The organism is Faecalibacterium sp. i21-0019-B1 (assembly GCF_042852915.1).
GTDB lineage: Bacteria > Bacillota > Clostridia > Oscillospirales > Ruminococcaceae > Faecalibacterium > Faecalibacterium taiwanense.
Genome location: NZ_AP031425.1, coordinates 711370 through 730106 on the forward strand (window position 1 = coordinate 711370; position 18737 = coordinate 730106).

At 55.6% G+C, this 18737-nt stretch carries 12 protein-coding genes and 3 tRNA genes; 8 read left to right on the plus strand and 7 right to left on the minus strand.

Annotated features, from left to right (window positions below; translation table 11 throughout):
- Window positions 1–176: 176 nt before the first annotated feature.
- Window positions 177–250, minus strand: a tRNA-Arg gene (locus tag ACGHP1_RS03310).
- 360 nt (window positions 251–610) lie between these two features.
- Between ACGHP1_RS03310 and ACGHP1_RS03315 the strand changes: the two genes are divergently transcribed.
- Window positions 611–1996: a TrkH family potassium uptake protein gene (locus ACGHP1_RS03315; RefSeq protein WP_291016830.1), complete on the plus strand. Its 1386-nt coding sequence runs from the start codon at window positions 611–613 to the stop codon at window positions 1994–1996.
- 399 nt (window positions 1997–2395) lie between these two features.
- On the opposite strand, the gene pepT is transcribed toward ACGHP1_RS03315, so the two are convergent.
- Entirely contained in the window at window positions 2396–3613 is a 1218-nt protein-coding gene (gene pepT / locus ACGHP1_RS03320) for a peptidase T (protein ID WP_005945298.1), read from the minus strand.
- A 208-nt stretch (window positions 3614–3821) separates the two neighbouring features.
- Here pepT and ACGHP1_RS03325 point away from each other — a divergent pair, with 208 nt between their 5' ends.
- Window positions 3822–4817 carry a D-isomer specific 2-hydroxyacid dehydrogenase family protein gene (locus tag ACGHP1_RS03325; protein ID WP_338428757.1) on the plus strand — a complete coding sequence of 332 codons (996 nt, stop codon included), beginning with the start codon at window positions 3822–3824 and terminating at the stop codon, window positions 4815–4817.
- Window positions 4818–5108: 291 nt separating this feature from the next.
- On the opposite strand, the gene ACGHP1_RS03330 is transcribed toward ACGHP1_RS03325, so the two are convergent.
- Window positions 5109–6188, minus strand: coding sequence for a 6-phosphofructokinase (locus ACGHP1_RS03330; protein WP_005945310.1), 1080 nt, complete (start codon window positions 6186–6188; stop codon window positions 5109–5111).
- Between the two features lie 280 nt (window positions 6189–6468).
- Between ACGHP1_RS03330 and ACGHP1_RS03335 the strand changes: the two genes are divergently transcribed.
- From ACGHP1_RS03335 to ACGHP1_RS03360, 6 genes are all read left to right on the plus strand, one after another.
- Window positions 6469–6542, plus strand: a tRNA-Gln gene (locus tag ACGHP1_RS03335).
- A 34-nt stretch (window positions 6543–6576) separates the two neighbouring features.
- Window positions 6577–6652: transfer RNA gene (locus ACGHP1_RS03340), tRNA-Pro, on the plus strand.
- Window positions 6653–7077: 425 nt separating this feature from the next.
- Complete coding sequence (locus ACGHP1_RS03345; protein WP_390507718.1) at window positions 7078–8688, plus strand: glycosyltransferase family 39 protein; 1611 nt, start codon at window positions 7078–7080, stop codon at window positions 8686–8688.
- A gap of 108 nt (window positions 8689–8796) precedes the next feature.
- Window positions 8797–9636: a CPBP family intramembrane glutamic endopeptidase gene (locus ACGHP1_RS03350; protein WP_097776655.1), complete on the plus strand. Its 840-nt coding sequence runs from the start codon at window positions 8797–8799 to the stop codon at window positions 9634–9636.
- A 158-nt stretch (window positions 9637–9794) separates the two neighbouring features.
- A complete protein-coding gene (gene rpsO, locus ACGHP1_RS03355) occupies window positions 9795–10049 on the plus strand; it encodes a 30S ribosomal protein S15 (RefSeq protein WP_005933138.1) in 255 nt (84 codons plus the stop codon).
- Window positions 10050–10330: 281 nt separating this feature from the next.
- Complete coding sequence (locus ACGHP1_RS03360) at window positions 10331–12481, plus strand: polyribonucleotide nucleotidyltransferase (protein ID WP_294648317.1); 2151 nt, start codon at window positions 10331–10333, stop codon at window positions 12479–12481.
- Window positions 12482–12560: 79 nt separating this feature from the next.
- On the opposite strand, the gene ACGHP1_RS03365 is transcribed toward ACGHP1_RS03360, so the two are convergent.
- The 4 genes from ACGHP1_RS03365 to ACGHP1_RS03380 all read right to left on the minus strand — a co-directional run bounded on the left by ACGHP1_RS03365 (window position 12561) and on the right by ACGHP1_RS03380 (window position 18731).
- Window positions 12561–13454, minus strand: coding sequence for a SpaA isopeptide-forming pilin-related protein (locus tag ACGHP1_RS03365; protein WP_390507722.1), 894 nt, complete (start codon window positions 13452–13454; stop codon window positions 12561–12563).
- Entirely contained in the window at window positions 13441–14286 is an 846-nt protein-coding gene (locus ACGHP1_RS03370) for a class C sortase (protein ID WP_097780842.1), read from the minus strand. The genes ACGHP1_RS03365 and ACGHP1_RS03370 overlap by 14 nt, the downstream gene beginning before the upstream one ends.
- A gap of 79 nt (window positions 14287–14365) precedes the next feature.
- A complete protein-coding gene (locus tag ACGHP1_RS03375) occupies window positions 14366–16009 on the minus strand; it encodes a SpaH/EbpB family LPXTG-anchored major pilin (RefSeq protein ID WP_390507725.1) in 1644 nt (547 codons plus the stop codon).
- A 103-nt stretch (window positions 16010–16112) separates the two neighbouring features.
- Window positions 16113–18731 carry an LPXTG cell wall anchor domain-containing protein gene (locus tag ACGHP1_RS03380; protein WP_390507728.1) on the minus strand — a complete coding sequence of 873 codons (2619 nt, stop codon included), beginning with the start codon at window positions 18729–18731 and terminating at the stop codon, window positions 16113–16115.
- Window positions 18732–18737: the final 6 nt, after the last annotated feature.

The window sequence follows — 18737 nt, forward strand, 5'->3', positions numbered from 1 at the left end:
AACAGGGTTCAAAAGGCGCTTTATGAGGCTTCATTAGCTGGAAAGCCGATTTTATTAGCTGGAGCTGAAAATTCTGCTAATGGCATTAGCTGGCTAATTTTGGTGATAGGTTCAAAATGAAAAATGCGAAGATCGTCTTTCACATGGAAAAATGACCTTCGCATTTCTTAAAAGGATGTCCCTACCCGGGTTCGAACCGGGGGCGTTTCGCTTAGGAGGCGAACCCTCTATCCAGCTGAGGTATAGAGACATATATGTATTATCGTTAATTTTTGACTTTTCTGCACTTTGTATGGAATGCTTTTCACAACGAAGTGACCGACTGCGTTGCAACTGGAACGGTGTTAAACTTGTTGCATCAAAAATTGTTGAGAAAACTTCGATTCCCGGTCTTGCTTTTGATTAGAGCAATCACTTCTGCCCCCAAGGTATCAGGTTGACCGAATTCTTAGGAGGCTTGCGCTCTATCCATCTGAGCTACGGAGACGGATGCCCTATTATAATACAGCATTTTGCGGATAAAATCAAGTTGAACCGGAGGGCAAAATGGTGTATGCTATAGGGGAAATGAAAATAGCCGCGGCAGGCTTTGCCGCGTGCGGAGGAACTTATGGAAAAGGCAAAAGGGAAAAAGCTGTTTTACCGCCCGGCGGGCAAGCGCAAGGGAATGTATACGCCTACGCAGATCATCTGTGTGAGCTTTGTCATCGTGATCGCGCTGGGCACCTTTCTGCTCAGCCTGCCTGTTGCCAGCAAGCATGGGCGGCTGGATGTACTGGATGCCATGTTCACCGCCACAAGCGCTACCTGCGTTACTGGTCTGATCGTGCGGGATACCTGGACCCAGTTCACCTACTTTGGGCAGGCGGTGATCCTGCTGCTCATTCAGGTGGGTGGTCTGGGGTTGGTCACCCTCACCAGCTTCTTCGCGCTGGCTATGCGGCGGCGCATGGGCTTCCGCGATCTGCGGCTGCTGGGAGAAAGCGTCTCAGCGGACGGATATGCGCAGGCCAAGGACGTGCTGAAGATCGTGGTGGGACTGGCTGGCCTGTTTGAAGGCATTGGCATTGTGCTGCTGCTGTTCGCCTTTGTGCCGCAGTTCGGGCTGGAAGGCATCTGGGTGAGCGTGTTCACGGCCATCTCGGCTTTCTGTAACGCGGGCTTTGATCTGTTTGGCCGGTTCGGCCAGTATTCCTCACTGGCACCCTATGTGAACAATTACTATGTTCAGGCCGTTGTGATGTTCATGATCATTTCCGGCGGTCTGGGCTTCATGGTATGGGTGGAGATCGGTCAATACCGCAAAAAGCACCGGCTTTCCCTGCAGGCCAAGGTGGTGCTGAGCTTCTCGGTGATCCTGTGGCTCGGCGGCGCGGCGCTCATCGCGCTGATGGAGTGGGACAATCCTGCCAGCATGGGCGGGCTCTCTGTGCCCGGCAAGCTGATGGCGGCACTGTTCCAGTCGGTGTCCACTCGTACTGCGGGCATGAATACCATCGACCTTGCGGCCTGCGGCCCCATCACCAAACTGCTGATGAGCGCGTTGCAGTTCATTGGTGCGGCACCCGGTTCCACCGGCGGCGGCGTGAAGGTGACTACGTTCGCCGTCATCATCCTGACGATCCGCAGTGTGGCTCAGGGCCGCGACGACTGTGTGATCGCAGAGCACCACATCGAGTCCAAGACGGTTTATCGTGCTTTGACCATTATCGTGCTCGGCGCGCTGGCGGCGGTTGGCTCGGCTGTGGTGGTGTTCTATAACACCTCGGACGCTGTGTCGGTCATTGACGCTATTTTCGAGTCCTGCTCTGCCTTTGGCACAGTTGGCCTTTCGGTGGGCGTTACCGCTCAGCTGAACCGGGGCGCAAAGATCCTGTATATGCTGGTCATGTTCATGGGCCGTGTCGGCCCGGTGTCGCTGGCCATGAGCCTGACGGCAAAGCCGGACGACAACAAACGGAAGATCATGCCGGTGGGGCATATCAACGTTGGTTAAACGATTTTGAATGCCCTCCTAGAGTTGCAGCTCCCAGCATCCATTTCATGCCTTGAGCGGCATTCGTGTCTTGCTGGCCACGGCCCCAACAACTCCTCCCTGCTTCTGCCGCAGGCAGCGGTCGTCGTTGTTGTACTCTGGGCATGTTCAGTGGAATTTGATTTTTATTTTTCGCATTTGTCGCAGCCCTGACGCTTGTCAGGGCGAATCCCTTCCATCTGCTAACGCAGACCGCTCGCCTGCTTGAAAGCCCCACTGGGGCTTTCATTGCTACGCAACCGCAGGGCTGCTCCAAATGCATTTTCACGAGTGGAGTTGTAGAGATAAGCGTCAGAGTATAACAAAAGTGGGTGCTATCCGAAAATAGCACCCACTTTTTTGTATATTGAAAAATAGAATTTACTCTGCGTACAGCTTTATGATGTTCAGCAAGATCTCGGTGCAGCGGTCCATGCGCTCAGCGGTGATGCACTCGCATACGCCGTGGAAATTGAAGCCGCCGGTGCCCAGATTGGGGCAGGGCAGGCCTTTCCAGCTCAGCATAGCACCGTCGGTGCCGCCGCGCACCGGAATTTCCTCCGGTTCCAGCCCGGCCATGCGGGTGGCCTTGCGGGCGGTCTCTACTAAGTGGAAATGCGGCTTGATTTTTTCCAGCATGTTGCGGTAGCTGTCCTTGATCTCCACGGTCACGGTGCCTTCGCCGTACTTTCCGTTCAAAAATTCGGCAATATCCAGCATGTTGTCCTTCTTGAACTGCAGCTTTGCGGCATCGTGGTCGCGCAGGATGTAGCCCAGCTTTGCGGTGGTCACATCGCCGTACATCTGGCACAGGTGGTAGAAGCCCTGACGGCCCTCGGTCGTTTCGGGGCGGGCGGTGATGGGCAGCGCCTGATGGAACTCCATGGCCACATTGGAAGCGTTGATCATGGTGTCCTTGGCGGTGCCCGGGTGCACCGAGAAGCCGCGGATGGTCACGGTGGCGGAAGCGGCGTTGAAGTTCTCGTACTCAATGGAGCCGGCATCGCCGCCGTCCACCGTATAGGCAAAGTCGGCACCGAAGCCCGGAATATCGAACAGCTCTGCACCCTCGCCGATCTCTTCATCCGGAGTAAAGGCGATACACAGCTTGCCGTGGGGCAGGCCTTTTTCCTGAATGGTCTCAACAGCGGTCAAAATTTCGGCAATACCGGCCTTATCGTCGGCACCCAGCAGGGTGGTACCGTCTGAGGTGATGAGGGTCTCGCCCTTCATGGAAGTAAGGAAGGGGAACACAGAGGGCTTCATCACCATGCCGGTAGCGGGCAGAGTTACGTCGCCGCCGTTGTAGTTTTCCCACACAACGGGCTGCACATTCTCACCGCTGGCATCGTCGGCAGTGTCCATGTGGGCGATCAGGCCCAGAGCGTGTTGATCCTCACAGCCGGGCGTGGCAGGCAGGGTGCCATAGACGTAGCAGTGCTCGTCCACATGGGCATCCTCCATGCCAAGGGCCTTCATCTCATCCACCAGCTGGCGGGCAAGGTCAAACTCCCGTTCAGCGGAAGGGTGCGTACCGGAGTTTTCGTCCGAGGTGGTATGCACCCGGACATAATTCAAAAGCCGTTCATAAGCGCGCATAAGGCACACTCCTTTTATATTTCAGTGATGTATACTTCTCAGTTCCTTTATCATACCCTCTTTTCCGACAATTTACAACTGTTTTGCGCGCATTCATATGGAGAGATGAATCCTCATTTTTAAGGTGAACAAAATTCACGCAATAAAATGCATCCATCTGTGCAGAACGTGCTACAATAGGTACAAAATAAGCCGGGAGGGAAGTTTTATGGCAACAAAAGTCTTTTTTTACACCCTGCGCCCCTACGATGAGCTGGGCATCGCGCAGCGGCTGGCACCGCAGCTGGACGTTGAGTTTGGCTCTACGCAGGAGTATCCAACGCTGGAAAATGCTGAACTGGCAAAGGGCTATGATGCCGTGTCGGTAACGCCCTGTGATATGAGCGCGCCCATGGTCAAGCGGTTTCACGAGCTGGGCGTAAAGTCCATCTGCTGCCGTTCCATCGGCTATGACCACGTAGACCGCGAGACGGCCCGGGAACTGGGCATGAAGGTGGCTAATGTGGACTACCCGCCAAACGGCGTTGCAAACTTTGCCATTATGCTCATGCTGATGAGCTTGCGCAAGGCAGGGCACATCCTCAAGCGCGGCGAAGCGCAGGACTACTCCCTGCAGGGAAAAATCGGCCGCGATATTTCCACCTGCACTGTGGGGGTGATCGGTACAGGCCGCATTGGCCGCACGGTGCTGCAGCATCTGTCCGGCTTTGGCTGCCGCCTGCTGGCCTACGACCTGTACCCCAACGACGAGGTAAAGAAGATCGCCGAGTATGTGCCGCTGGAGACCCTGCTGGCGGAAAGCGATGTCATCACTCTGCACACCAACGCTACGGAGGAGAATCACCATCTCATCGACACCAAAGCAATTGAGCGCATGAAGCCGGGCGTGACCATCATCAACACCGCCCGCGGCAAGCTGATCGACAGCGATGCACTGATTGCCGGGCTGGAAAGCGGCAAGATTGGCGCGGCGGGCCTGGACGTGCTGGAAAATGAGAACGGCCTGTACTATTATAATCGTATGGGCGATGTGATCCCGAACCCGGAGCTGGCGGCTCTGCGCAGCATGCCCAATGTGATCCTGACCGACCACACGGCTTTCTACACCCACGAGGATGTGGAGAGCATGGTGCGCGGTGTGCTGGAAAGCGCGGTTGCCTTTGAAAAAGGCCAGCCCACCCGGCATGATGTGACGGACCTTTGATTTGTCCGGCGGACGATTTTGAATGGCCACCGTTGCACCTGGCCATCTTCAGCGGAAACAGTATTTCTGAATAGAGCAGATCCCGGCAGACTGCGGTCTGCCGGGATCTGCATTTTCACGGGAGGGGGTGCAGCGGAAAACGGCATTCCGTTTGTTTGAAGCATCTGCCGGTTGGGACCCTTCCGGTGAAAAAGGGATTCCTGAAAATCCGCAGATTTTCAGGAATCCCCAATAAAAATAATTATTCCGCTAAAAATGCTCAGAGCAAAGCGGAGAGCATTCAAATGGTAATTAACCCAGACTGATGCCCATGCGGCGGGCGACGGTGAGCAGGTCGCAGTTCTCCGGCACGTTGCGGGTCTTGCCTGCAATGTCGGCCAGACGGTTCTCGGTGACATGGCGGTTCACCATGGCAACGGTCACGCCGTAGCGCTCGATCTCCACCAGCTTTGCCGCATAGCTGCCGAACTGGGTGGCCAGCACACGGTCGTAGGCGCTGGGGCTGCCGCCGCGCTGCATGTGGCCCGGGATGCACACACGGGTCTCCATGCCGGTTTTTTTCTGCACGGCCTGTGCAATGCGGTTGGTGGCGGTGGTGCCAAAGCCTGCCTCGGCGCGCTTTGCCATCCATTCCTTGCGCTTCATGCCGGCTTCCTCGCAGTTGATGGCACCCTCGGCCACAGCGATGATGGAGAAGTTGGAACCCTTCTTTGCGCGGCGTTCCACGGCAGAGCACACACGGTCGATATCATAGGGCTGTTCCGGCAGCAGAATAATATCTGCACCACCTGCAATGCCGGAATACAGCGTCAGCCAGCCTGCCTTGTTGCCCATGATCTCAATGCACATCACGCGGCTGTGGCTGCCTGCGGTGGTGTGGATGCGGTCGATCACATCGGTGGCAATGTCCACGGCGGTGTGGAAGCCGAAGGTCACGTCGGTACCATAGATATCGTTATCAATGGTCTTGGGCAGGCCGATGATGTTCAGACCCTCCTGCGAGAGCAGGTTTGCGGTTTTGTGGGTGCCATTGCCGCCCAGGCACAGCAGGCAGTCCAGCTTGGCTTCCTTGTAGGTCTTTTTCATGGCGGCAACTTTATCAATGTTGTCGTCCTCCACCACACGCATCATTTTAAAGGGGGTGCGCTTGGTGCCCAGAATGGTGCCGCCCAGCGTCAGGATGCCGCGGAAATCGTCCTCGCACATCTCCTTGTAGTCGCCGTTGATCAGGCCGCTGTATCCGTTCAGGATGCCAACGATCTCCACGTTATCGCCCATGCGGGCATACAGTGCTTTTGCTACGCCGCGGATGGTGGCGTTCAGACCCGGACAGTCGCCGCCGGAAGTCAGGATTCCAACACGTTTTTTCATTCAAAAGCCCTCTTTCATTTGGTATTCAGCGCCGCGCGTTCTGCCTTTCAAAGTCAGTCTGCCCGGAGACCTACCTGTTTATAGTATAAGATTATTCCGGATGGGGGCCGCTGTCAAGAGAAGCGCAGAAAATTTACACGCTTCCACGGTGCATTTCTGCGGGCAGGAGAACAGCGGGAAAACTTTTGCAGAAAAAATAAAAAAATGGTTGACAAGCGCGGGCCTTTTGAGTATAATATCCCTTGTCAGCAGCGCACGGCGCGGCAGACAAACTGAATAATGGGGATTTGCATAGTGGTAGTGCGGTAGACTCTGACTCTACTTGTGGGAGTTCGATTCTCTCATCCCCAACCAAGAAAACCGCAGTCTCAACTGGCTGCGGTATTTTCGGGGCATAGCGCAGTTGGTAGCGCGCCTCGTTCGGGACGAGGAGGCCGTGGGTTCAAATCCCGCTGCTCCGACCAACAAGAACCAGTACACATTCGTGTACTGGTTCTTTTTTGTTTCCGCGCGGGATTTGAACAGGGCGGCGGTGCGAAGCACCGCAAACAAAGCCATAGTATGGCTTTGTTTAGCCCGCGGGTCCCAACCGGTAGGAATGTCTAACAAGGTGCATGCTGCTAACACATTCGTGTACTGGTTCTTTTTTGTCTCCGCGCGGGATTTGAACAGGGCGGCGGTGCGAAGCACCGCAAACAAAGCCATAGTATGGCTTTGTTTAGCCCGCGGGTTCCACCGGCTAGGAATGTCTAACAGGGTGCATGCTGCTAGGAGCAGCGGGATCTGCAACCCGAAAAGTTTTGACTTGTGTTCTAAATATGATATACTGGAAAAGCAAAGCCATATTTGGCTGCAGAACGGACAAAAAAAGCGAGGAAAAACAGAAACTATGCAGGAAATAAAAAAGAAAAAACGGGCGGTCGCGCTTTTTGTGATCGTTCTGATCTGCCTTTGCGGCTGGTGGGCTGTGCGGAAAGAGGGGTTCTTTCTGGATGAGATCTACTCCTACGGCCTTGCAAACAGCAGTTATGTTCCGTTTTTAAGCTGGCTCCATGGTGGAGAACAGGTGGCAAACGGCAAGCTGCCGGAGGCAGTGTTCACGCAGAGCGAGTTTCTGAATTATGTTGCCCCGCAGGGAAGCACACGGTTCGACTATGCGTCGGTCTACTATAACCAGACACAGGACGTTCATCCGCCGCTGTTCTACTTTTTGCTGCACACGGTGTGCTCATTATTTCCGGGCAGCTTTACAAAATGGACGGGTCTGGGGATGAATTTTGTGCTGCTGGGCGGCACGCTGGCAGCGCTGTATGCGCTGGGCATGGAGCTGTTTGCAGACTGGAAAAAAGCATTGTTCGTCTGTGCATTGTATGCGTTCAACCGTGAAATGATCTCGAATGTGACGATGGTGCGCATGTATATGCTCATGACCTTGCTGACGATCCTGCTTGCGCTGCTGGTGGCAAAGTCTCTTCGCAGGCCGTCTGTGCCCAAATATCTTCTGATCGGTGTAACCATCTATCTTGGCATGATGACCCAGTATTTCTTTGTGGTCTATGCCTTCCTGCTGTGCGCAGCATATGACCTTTACCTGATGTTCCGGCGCGAATGGAAAAATGCTGCTGCATTTTCACTTCCGGCACTTGCGGGCGTTGGCGGAATGCTGCTCACCTTTCCGTGCTGGTATGCACAGCTGCACTCGCAGGATACGGTTTCGCTGGAGTCAACAGCAAACAATCTGCTGGATCTGGCGCAGTACCCCAAAGGTCCGCTGGAGCTGATCGGCTGGAGCATCGTCGGTTTTGCTGTAGGCGCAGGCATTATGGCCGTGCTGACCCTGACGAAGCTGGGGCAGCGCTGGCTGCCGGGCAAGTTGCGCGGCACAACGCTGATCCCCGGGGGTGTCAAGCTGATCACGGTCCCGGCGCTTGCTGCATTTCTGGTTATCGCGGTGATCTCGCCGTATAAGTCGCTGCGGTATGTGTACCATCTGCAACCGCTGGAAGCGCTGTTTTGTGGCTGCGGCCTTTTCTCCATTCTGGATACGCTGCGTGCAGGCACCAGAAAGCGCATTCTGCAGATCGTGTGCCTTGCAATGGTCGTGCTTGCATTTGTGATCGAGCCGGAGCGCATGTACAGCGGTACTTATAAGATAGACAAAGAACTGGAACAATACAGTCAGGCCGCCTGCGTGGATATTACCGGGGACCTTGGCAGTTTCACTTCCGGCGTGCAGGAGCTTCTCAAATTTCAGGAGGTCTGTGTGGTGCCGGACGATTCCAGTGAGCTGCTGGTGCAGTATAACACCGGCGAAAATGATACGCTGGTGCTGTTCATTGGAGGCCGGGGGCTGTGGCAGTTCGTGACGGCAGAACAGGTGGAGCAGATCACGGCCCAGAACATGGAAACTGCGTGGAACGTTGCCCGACAGGGCGGCTATGAGGATGTTTCGCTGCTGGCAACGCAGGAGTTTGAACAGATCTTTGTTTTGAAAAAGTGAGCGCTTTGCGGCACAGCAGAAGGAAAAACTGCCTTTTTTGCGCGTGCTATATCGTTTTAAGGTAAAGTGTGCTAGAATAGTACCATCAACGATTCAGGAGGGTATCCCATGCTCAAACGACTGCGCAAAGCGCACCCAATCTTATTCTGCGTTCTGGCAGAAGTGGTCTTTCTGGCAAGCCTGTTCGTAACAGATCTTGTCTTTACCATTGCATTGGTTCTTTTTCGGACGGATTTTGCGTCCATTGATACATACCTCTACAGCACTCTGCAGGAGCTGGTGGGGGCCATGGTGGCAGTGCTGTTTCTGGTACGGACAGACCGTGCTGGGCTGCTGCGCCGCCGCGGCAGTGGCTTTTTCAATGGCCTGCTGGTGGGCATGTACCCGCTGGTGTTCATTGGCTACAATGCCTTTGGGTCGCTGGTGCTGGGCCGGCCGGAGAACGGCATGCTGCAGCCTGCGGCACGCATCTGCACCTTCCTTGTCAGCATGGCCATGGTGGGTGTGGCCGAGGAATTCATCTTCCGCGGTGTCATTGCCCAGACCCTGCTGGAGCACTTTGGCACCAGCCGCGCCGGTGTGTGGAAGGCCTGCCTTTTGTCCGGTGTGCTGTTTGGTGCGGCGCACCTGACCAATATCCTCAGTTCGGCACCCTTCGGTGTGCTGATGCAGTGCGTGTTTGCAGCATCGCTGGGCACTCTTTTTGCGGCGATCTACTTCCGCACCGGCAATTTGTGGGTGACGGTATTCCTGCACGGTGCCATGGATATTTCGTCCATGCTCATCGGTGGGCTGTATGGCACCACTACCGTGGCCGATGCGGTGAGCGGCTACGATGCATCCATGCTGCTTTCGGTGCTGCTGTATCTGATCCCCACCGCAGTTCTGCTGCGCAAAAAGAAGCTGCCGGAGGTACAGCTGTACTGGCACCAGTACGTAAAAAAATAAAGGCAGGATGCAAAAAATATCCTTGCATTTTGCACAGGGTTCTGGTATACTGTATCTGTTACCGTGGTACGGGGTTGGGAGTATGCCCGCTTTTTGGGAATGCCGTTTCCCGCCGCTGTTCCATTGGCACATAAAATTTTATAAAGAGGTATGTAACTATGAACAAGCAGGAAGTTATGGCCAAAGTCGCTCTGACCGAGAAGGACACTGGCTCTCCCGAAGTGCAGGTCGCTCTGCTGACCGCTCACATCAACGAGCTGAACGAGCACCTGAAGAAGAACCCGAACGATCACCACAGCCGCCGCGGCCTGATGAAGATGGTTGGCCGCCGCCGCAATCTGCTGGCTTATCTCCAGAAGAAGGACATCGAGCGTTACCGTGCTCTGATCGCAACTCTGGGTCTGCGTAAGTAATTTAAACAGAGGGCAGGTACCGCAAAGGTGCCTGCCTTTTGCTTTTGTATACAAATGGCAGCGGCTGCGTATTGCAGCAGTAAATCGAACGCCTGTGCCCCGAATGCTTTTTCATGGCGCGGACGGCTCACATCAACGGCAGAGACATTCCCCCGGTGGGGGGGGAAAATATCTCAAACAAAACCGGATGTGAACGGCACGGACGCTGGATTTATTGCTATGATGCGCGTGCCACCGCCTTTTGGATAGAAAAAATCCGAAAAAACAAGGAGGCAAAAACAATGGCAATTGAATTTGGTTCCCGCAGAGAGACCTTTGAGAACTACAAGGTCTACGAGACCATGCTGGCAGGCCGCCCGTTCAAGGTAGAAATGGGCAAAATGTGCGGTCTGTCCAACGCCAGTGCGCTGATCCGCTACGGCGAGACCTGCGTTCTGTGCAATGTGGTCATGAGCCCCAAGCCCCGCGAAGGCGTGGATTTCTTCCCGCTGAACGTCGAGTATGAGGAAAAGCTCTACGCCGCAGGCCGCATCCCCGGCAGCTTTATGCGCCGTGAGGGCCGCCCCGGTGAGCGCGCCATCCTGACCAGCCGCGTGGTGGACCGCCCCATGCGCCCGCTGTTCCCCAAGGAAATGCGCAACGACGTGTGCATCACCATGACCGTCATGAGTCTGGACCCCGACTGCAGCCCTGAGATCGCCGGTATGATCGGTGCTTCTCTGGTCACTGCCGTGTCCGACATCCCGTGGAACGGCCCCATCGGCGGCGTGCAGGTGGGTCTGGTGGACGGCGAGATCGTGCTGAACCCCACGCAGGAACAGCGCAAGGTGAGCGACCTTGCCCTGACCGTTGCCGCCACCATGGATAAGATCGTCATGATCGAGGCCGGTGCCAACGAGGTGGACGAGGACACCATGCTGAACGCCATCAAGGCCGCTCACGTGGAGATCAAAAAGACCATTGAGTTCATCAACCGCATCGTGGCCGAGCGCGGTAAGAAGAAGATCGATTTTCAGGTGGTGGGTCTGGATATGGACGTGTTCCACGCCATCCAGAACAAGTATCTGGACGACTTCAAGGCTGCTATGGACACCGACGACAAGAATGTGCGCGATGCCGCTCTGCTGCCCATCATGGACAAGATCGCCGAGGAGTACCCCGACCTGACCGCTGCAGACCTTGATCTGGTCAGCTACAAGATGCAGAAGTTCGTGGTGCGCCGCTGGCTGCTGGACGAGGGCAAGCGCGTGGACGGCCGCGGCATCAACGAGATCCGCCCGCTGGCTGCCGAAGTGGGCATCCTGCCCCGCGTGCATGGCTCCGGCATGTTCACCCGCGGCCAGACGCAGGTGCTCACCACCTGCACTCTGGGCGGCACCAAGGACAACCAGCTCATGGACGACCTGACCGACGAGCAGACCAAGCGCTATATCCATCACTACAACTTCCCGCCGTACTCTGTGGGCGAGGCCCGCGCACCGCGCAGCCCCGGCCGCCGCGAGATCGGCCATGGCGCACTGGCAGAGCGTGCTCTGGTGCCCGTGCTGCCCTCTCTGGAAGAGTTCCCCTACACCATCCGCTGCGTGTCTGAGGTGCTCTCCTCCAACGGTTCCACCTCTCAGGCATCCATCTGCGGCTCTACGCTGGCCCTGATGGATGCAGGCGTGCCCATCAAGGCACCCGTTGCCGGCATTTCCTGTGGTCTGATCACCGAGGGCGACCGCTGGATGACCATGCTGGACATTCAGGGCGTGGAGGACTTCCACGGCGATATGGACTTCAAGGTGGGCGGCACCCGCAAGGGCATCACTGCCATCCAGATGGACATCAAGATCGATGGCCTGACCTACGACATCATTGCCGAGGCCTTCGAGAAGTGCCGCAAGGGCCGCCTGTATATTCTGGACGAGATCATCAAGCCGGTGATCGCAGAGCCCCGCCATGAGCTGAGCCGCTACGCACCCAAGATGTTCAGCATGATGATCCCCACCGATAAGATCAAGGACGTGATCGGTAAGGGCGGCAAGGTCATTCAGGACATTTGCGCTACCTGCAACTGCAAGATCGACGTGCAGGAGGACGGCCATGTGTTCGTCTCTGCTGTGGATCAGGAGGACGCAAAGCGCGCCATCTTTACCATCAAGACCATTGTGGAGGACCCCGAGATCGGTGCCATCTACAAGGGCAAAGTGACCCGCCTGATGAACTTTGGTGCCTTCGTTGAGATCGCACCGGGCAAGGAAGGTCTGGTGCACATCTCCAAGCTGGACACCAAGCGTGTGGAGCGCGTGGAGGATGTGGTGGCCGTGGGCGATGCCATCGTGGTCAAGGTGACCGACATCGACCAGCAGGGCCGTATCAACCTGAGCCGCCGCGATGCCATTCTGGCGCTGGAAGCCAAGCGCGCCGAGCAGCAGGCACAGCAGCAGTAAACCCTGACTGCATAAAAGAAACCGAAAAAGAGGACCCGATGCAGATGCATCGGGTCCTCTTTGTTGTATCAGAATAAAATTATACTGTGCGGTATTTGCGATCCAGTGCCCAGCCGAATGCAAACAGCACCACACCGCTGACAGCCAGCACCGGCACGGGCCAGTTCAGCTGACCGGTCTGCGGCAGACCGCTCATTACCGGATTATCCGGGTGGCCCGGCAGAACGGGGCTGTCTGGATTACCGGGTGCTACCGGATGATCCGGATGGCCCGGGGCCACGGGATTGTCCGGATGGCCCGGAGCCACGGGATTGTCCGGATTACCGGGAGAGACCGGGTTATCCGGGTTGTCCGGCGGGGTAGGCGTATCAGGATAATCGGGCGTAGGCGGGGTAGGGGGCGTAGGCGGCGTGTCCGGCTTGGTGGGGGTGTAAGCACCCACCTTGGGGCTGGCATCCACCGCATAATTCCACTTGCCATCCTCCGCCATGGGCAGAGAGACAAGGAACGGATTGATCGGCTCATAGCCCTTGGAAGCCTCGGTCTGCACGATCAGATACAGGCCAAGCTCCAGACCACGGAAGGTCACGTTGCCGTCCGCATCAATGGTCTTTGTGGTGCCCTCGGCGCTTTGGGGCAGATACTCCTGCAGCTGGGCCGCAAGGGTGCTGTCGGTCAAATCACCCAGCGCAATGCCGCAGCCGTAGAAATCGCCGCAGTATTCGTAGCTCAGGTTGCCGTTTTGGCGCTTTACCTCGGCCACACGGTACAAAGTGAGCTTGCCGCCGCTCAGCGCCTTATCGTTGGCGCTGTCGTACAGCGTAACGCAGATGGTGCCGGTAGTGGGATTGCCGCTGCTGTCCACCAGCTTGATGTTTGCGCTGGTGGCAAGGGCAGGCAGCGCACTTGTTACCAGAAGGCACAGCACCAAAAGCAGGGCCGCAGCGTGCTTTTTGAGATCAGTGCGTTTCATGTTTTTCACCTCTTGTAGATTTGCGTTTGCGGTTGGAGAACAGCAGCCAGAGCAGCAGCACCAGCAGCAGGGGCAGTGCCATGATGGGAGCTGTGATGATCGGTTCGATCTTGATGGCATCGGCTGTTACACGGATGTGCTTGAGCTTGTCCGGCGTTTCGATGCGCCGTCCGCGCACCAGAAGGCGGTGGGAGTTGATGCCGTAGGGGGTGCAGGTCATCAGGGTGACGTAATCCTTGCCGTCCACCACCTTGAGGTTGTCGGTCTCGGTGGGCAGTACAATGGAGATCTGGTCCACCTCATAGGTCAGCACCCGGTCCAGCACCGTGATGGTGAAGGTGTCGCCCACTTCCAGCTGGTCCAGATTGGTGAACAGCTTGGCGCTGGGCAGGCCGCGGTGGGCCGAAATGACCGCGTGGGTGCTGCCGCCGCCCACCGGCAGGCTGGTGCCCTCCAAGTGGCCTGCGGCGATCTGCAGCACGCCATCGCTGGTGCCGTGGTAGATGGGCAGCTCCACACCGATCTTTTCAATGGTGATGTAGCCCATGATGCCGGTGCCGGTCACATCCAGCGTGCTTTCGTAGGTGGGAAAGCGCTGCGGGAAATACAACGCGTCCGGGTCTGCGGCGATCTGCGCATTGAACGCATCTGCCGCCTCGAAATAGGCGCTGTAGTCGGCATCGGTCAGATTGTCCACATCCTCGGCATAGGTGGCCACAGCACGGGACTGATGCAGCTGGTTGACGTAATCGCTGAGGGTGGGGTATAACATCACGGATAGACCCACGAAAAAGACGAGGATCAGGATGATGGTGCTTTTGTTCTTTTTCATGGGCTACTCCCTAATGTTATAAGGATAGGAGCGGGGGCCTTGCGGCCCCTTTGCTCCGGGTTCTTGGGGGAAATGGAGCTTACTTGTTCTCCATGCGCTTCTTGGTGACCAGCAGAACGATGGCCGCAACCATCAGGCCGCCGCCGACCACATAGAACAGGGTAGTGCCGATGCCGCCGGTGGAGGGCAGGGTAATGCCGCCGGCTTTTATGTTGACGATATCATTCGTCAGGTTGGAGCCTTCAAGATTAACCTGATTATTTCTGGAGTGGTCTGCTTTGATGGTCACTGGGATTACTTTGCAGGCACTGTAACCGTCAGGAGTTTTGGTCTCCTTCAGGTAGTAGGTGCCAGCGTCCAGACCCTTAACATTGAACTGACCATCTTGGCCAGAGATCATCTCAACGCCTTTACCCTCAGTGCTAAAGTCGCGAGAGTAAGTGTCGTCATCATTCATTTTGAGCTTGATCTCATCTTCATCATGGCAAGCTTCATCGCTGTACAGACGGAAGCCGGCGCCCGCCAACACATTATTCGGGTTATCATCATCGTGATACTTGGTGTTGTTCAGCTGGTAGGTGTACACATAGACTGGAGTGCTTTCGGGAGTTTTACCAATGGATGACTCGTCTTTGGGATTGTTGGAATAGGTAAGATAAACTTTATTTATGTTACTAGTAGAACCACCTGCAATATTGACATAGGCTTTGTCGTTCAGGTGTGCAGTGTAGGTAACCGTAATAGTAGCGCCGTCATTCAAATTAGCAACGCAGTTCTTGACATCATGAATTTTTACCACAAAAGAGTTTTGACTTTTAAGATTGGAAATATCAATGTCATACTTCGAAGAATCGTTGGTGATATCATAGGGTGTGCCATTGGATTCAATGACTACACTATCGAGTCCGTCATAAGTAATGCCCTCGGACAAGGTATCATTGAAGCAAACAGTGTACTTATCATAGTAATCGTAAGCACGGCCTTCGTCTCTGCCTGCGGGCAACTTAGCGATCAGCTGGAACTGGAACTTTTCGTTGATTGCATGGTCAGCGGAACTGCCCCAACCACCAGCAGAGCTAATGTCGTTGTTGTCGTTGTCATAAACTTTCTTCTCAACAGTGGGTTTTACAACCTTATGATTAATTATAACGTTAAATTCTCCTTGGTGGGTATCATTCACCAGGAGGAAGGAATTGTAGGCATGATAGTAATCGCCACTGCTAAAGTCGATATTATCAACGATCAGATAATAACCTGCCTCGGGAATGGTGATGGCACCGCCGTGACCTACAATGTTGGATTCCGGGGCTCCACCATCCGAGTAGAGATAGTGGCATACAAAACGCGCGAAAGCGATGCTGTTAGCATCGGAATCGTCCCATTTGCTGATAACCGCAAGAACTTTCTGAACAGTGGCAGCGTCGGTAGCGTCGGTAGCGTCGATAGACTGAAACTGAGCGCCAATGATAGGAGCATCCGTCAGTTTTTCCAGAAAATCATCAGGATGAGTGATGTGGCTGCCCCACGTAACGTCGGAAAGCGTCGGATTGTCCTTACTACTAATAACACCCTTGAAGATCTGGAAAGCGATGTAATCGTGGTGGTCGTAGAGGTCCTCCTTAGTCTCCCAAGGTTCGAATGCAAACGCCGGGATCGCCATGGCGCACACCATGGCAACTGCCAGCAGTGCGGCCAGCAGCTTTTTGATTACTTTCTTCATCATGATTTGCGAAAGTCTCCTTTCAAGTTTTTCTGATTCCTATTTTCAGGGTCTGCTTCCGGCGCAGAATCAATTTTGCCGCCGTGTCAGGAAGGATGCAGGCTTTTTAACGTGCCCTCCTTTCGCGTCTGTGCTTTCTGCAAACCCCGCACACCAGAGCGGCAAGCATCAGCGCACCGCCGCCTGCTGTATACAGTTTGGTACCGGCCCCGCCGGTAGAGGGAAGTTCGTAGTCGGACGGATCGGCCTGACTGGTGATCACAAGGCTGTCGGTTTTTACCGACTCTTCGGCATCATCGCTGATGGGCGTATCCAGAATCTTGATGTTATTGATTACTTCACCGTCAACAGCCGTTTTGCCAAAGTCCTTCAGCTTGACGGTGTAGCAGATAGAATAGGTTCCTGCGGCAATGGGGGAACCGGCAGAACCCAAGGTGATCTTGCGCTCACCATTATCATCTTCCCAAGTGATGCCGAGCGTTGTATTGCCGTTTTCCATGCTGAGCTGGAGCGAGTTTTCGACATATTCGGCGGTTACGCCGGTGGGCAGGGTCATGCTGTCCGCAAGCGTCAGCGGGCCGGCCTGTTCGTTCTGGACCACAAGCGTAACAGTGTAATCCAGATAGGCATCATTGCCATCGCAGCGCGGGTCCTTCACGCTCTGGTTAAGGTCATAGTTCTTATCGTCTCTTTGATCCTCATCGGGGGTTTCATCCGGGTTGATGGTGATATCAAGGGCGTAATCTTTGTTGACCTCGATCTGATTAAAGCCGCTGCTGGTGACCTCGCTCTGGTTCCACTGGAAATTGAAGGAAACGTTGCTGGTGACTTTGGCATCGGAAGTATCCGCGCCTGCGGCTGCCTCCTCTTTCTGCTGGATATAGTCTTGGTCGTACCGCAGCACGGCGTACCAGCAGCCGTCATTCCCCTTGAGCAGCCGGTAGCTGCCGCAGGTGTCATAATTGCCGGTATCTTCCAGTTTGCCGGAGATAAGCTCATCGTTCAGCACATCAAAGCTCTTGGGCAGCTTAACATGGACACAGTAGTCGTTGTTCTGGATCTCTTTGGCCGGGATATCTGTGACGGTAAGGCTGCTGTGCAGAAGCTCCGAAATGGTGGTGACGTTGGTATCCTCGTATTCAGTGCCATTCTTGCGCTGCACCTCCAGAGCAGTGAGGTAATCCAGTGCATCCAGACCTTTGATGGTGGTAATGGCACCTGCGTCATCTTCGACTTTGAAATCCGGCGTAGCAACGCCGTAATCGGCCTGCTGCGCATTTGCCACAGACACCAGCGTTGTTACCTGCGAAGCATTCAGCGTGACTTTAGCCACCTTGCCGTCCACATCGCCGGAGATCACGGTCAGGGTGCCGAAATCTTCGTCCACATCGCTCACGATGCCAACGGTGCTGGCATCCACGGTGTATTCCTCAATGTGGGGCGCGGTGTCAGTGGTGGCCGCAGCATCCATGGAGAGCAGGGCAATGTCGGCATCGGCGGAATCATCCTGCACCTGCAACGGCTGGCTTTCCGCGGCCACAGCCTTGGTCACGGTGCCATTGTAAATGACGATATCACCGGGCATTGCGGCATCAGACGGCAGATCACCGTCAAAATCCATGGCATAGCCGCTGCCGGTCTCTTCGTTGTACAGCGCGCTGCGCAGCTGGCTGTGCAAAGACAGCACACTGGAAACCTGCGGGATAGCGCTCTGGGGGATATCGGCATATTTCAGGCAGTAGGAAAGGAACATCACGTCCCATGGGCCGTAGTCGTTGCCGTAGTCGTTGCCGTAGCGGGTGTAGTGGCGCACGGTCTCGCCGTCGGCATCGTCCAGCTGGAAGTTGCGCTCGCTCTGCTCATAGCCCAGCTGGCTCTCGGCTACGGCCAGCAGGTCGTCGGCCCAGTTGCCGCTTAGCGTGGTGCCGGTCTGTGCCAGCCATTCGTCCTCGTCCTGCATGTCGTCCAGCGGGTCGGACAGGCAGTTCACCGTGTGGTGGTGCTCCGGCAGGTCGCAGACCAGCACTTCCTCGTAGCAGGCATCAGTGTGGTGGTGCACCGGGGTCTCGATCACAGGATCGACCACCACGGGCTTTGCGGCCACCGGCTCCTCAAACAGGGCCACCGGGTCATAATCGGGGTTCACTTCTTCTACAAGCTCGCCCTCTTCCAGACCGCACACCAGCTCATAGGTGGTGGTGTAGCAGCTGTCGTCGTGGGTGTGCTCGAATTTATCGCAGATGAAGGTGACACCATCCTCATCAAAACAGCTGTCGTCGTGGGTGTGCTCTTCTTCCAGGCAGGTCAGCTCCCGCACTTCCTGATAGCAGTCGTCGGTGTGCTCATGGGGCACAAAGATGTACTCCGGCTCTGCGGAATGGGCTGCAATGCCGGAATCATCCGCATCCACGCCGAACGCATCATCATCCATGTCGAATGTATCATCAAAAGACATGCCGTCGTCCGTCATGGTGGCATTCCAGTCCTCCGGTTCGCCTTCCTCATAGCCGCATACCAGCTGCTTTTCATAGCAGGCAGCGGTGTGCTCGTGCTCCAACTCGCCGCACAGATATTCGGCCGTTTTGGCAATGCCCACGCCGTGCAGCTGCCAGTTCACGAACAGGCTGGTGGTAAGCGCCAGTGCCAGCAGCAGCGCAGTATAGCGTCTGGCGCGCTGGTGGTTCCGACGGAACTTTTTCTGATATTCTTTCACAATATCCCGCATGATTCC

Excerpts from the sequence above, each read along its gene's own strand:
- ACGHP1_RS03315 (WP_291016830.1), top strand. The coding sequence starts at position 611 with ATGGAAAAGGCAAAAGGGAAAAAGCTGTTTTACCGCCCGGCGGGCAAG.
- pepT (WP_005945298.1), bottom strand. The coding sequence starts at position 3,613 with ATGCGCGCTTATGAACGGCTTTTGAATTATGTCCGGGTGCATACCACC.
- ACGHP1_RS03325 (WP_338428757.1), top strand. The coding sequence starts at position 3,822 with ATGGCAACAAAAGTCTTTTTTTACACCCTGCGCCCCTACGATGAGCTG.
- ACGHP1_RS03330 (WP_005945310.1), bottom strand. The coding sequence starts at position 6,188 with ATGAAAAAACGTGTTGGAATCCTGACTTCCGGCGGCGACTGTCCGGGT.
- ACGHP1_RS03345 (WP_390507718.1), top strand. The coding sequence starts at position 7,078 with ATGCAGGAAATAAAAAAGAAAAAACGGGCGGTCGCGCTTTTTGTGATC.
- ACGHP1_RS03350 (WP_097776655.1), top strand. The coding sequence starts at position 8,797 with ATGCTCAAACGACTGCGCAAAGCGCACCCAATCTTATTCTGCGTTCTG.
- rpsO (WP_005933138.1), top strand. The coding sequence starts at position 9,795 with ATGAACAAGCAGGAAGTTATGGCCAAAGTCGCTCTGACCGAGAAGGAC.
- ACGHP1_RS03360 (WP_294648317.1), top strand. The coding sequence starts at position 10,331 with ATGGCAATTGAATTTGGTTCCCGCAGAGAGACCTTTGAGAACTACAAG.
- ACGHP1_RS03365 (WP_390507722.1), bottom strand. The coding sequence starts at position 13,454 with ATGAAACGCACTGATCTCAAAAAGCACGCTGCGGCCCTGCTTTTGGTG.
- ACGHP1_RS03370 (WP_097780842.1), bottom strand. The coding sequence starts at position 14,286 with ATGAAAAAGAACAAAAGCACCATCATCCTGATCCTCGTCTTTTTCGTG.
- ACGHP1_RS03375 (WP_390507725.1), bottom strand. The coding sequence starts at position 16,009 with ATGATGAAGAAAGTAATCAAAAAGCTGCTGGCCGCACTGCTGGCAGTT.
- ACGHP1_RS03380 (WP_390507728.1), bottom strand. The coding sequence starts at position 18,731 with ATGCGGGATATTGTGAAAGAATATCAGAAAAAGTTCCGTCGGAACCAC.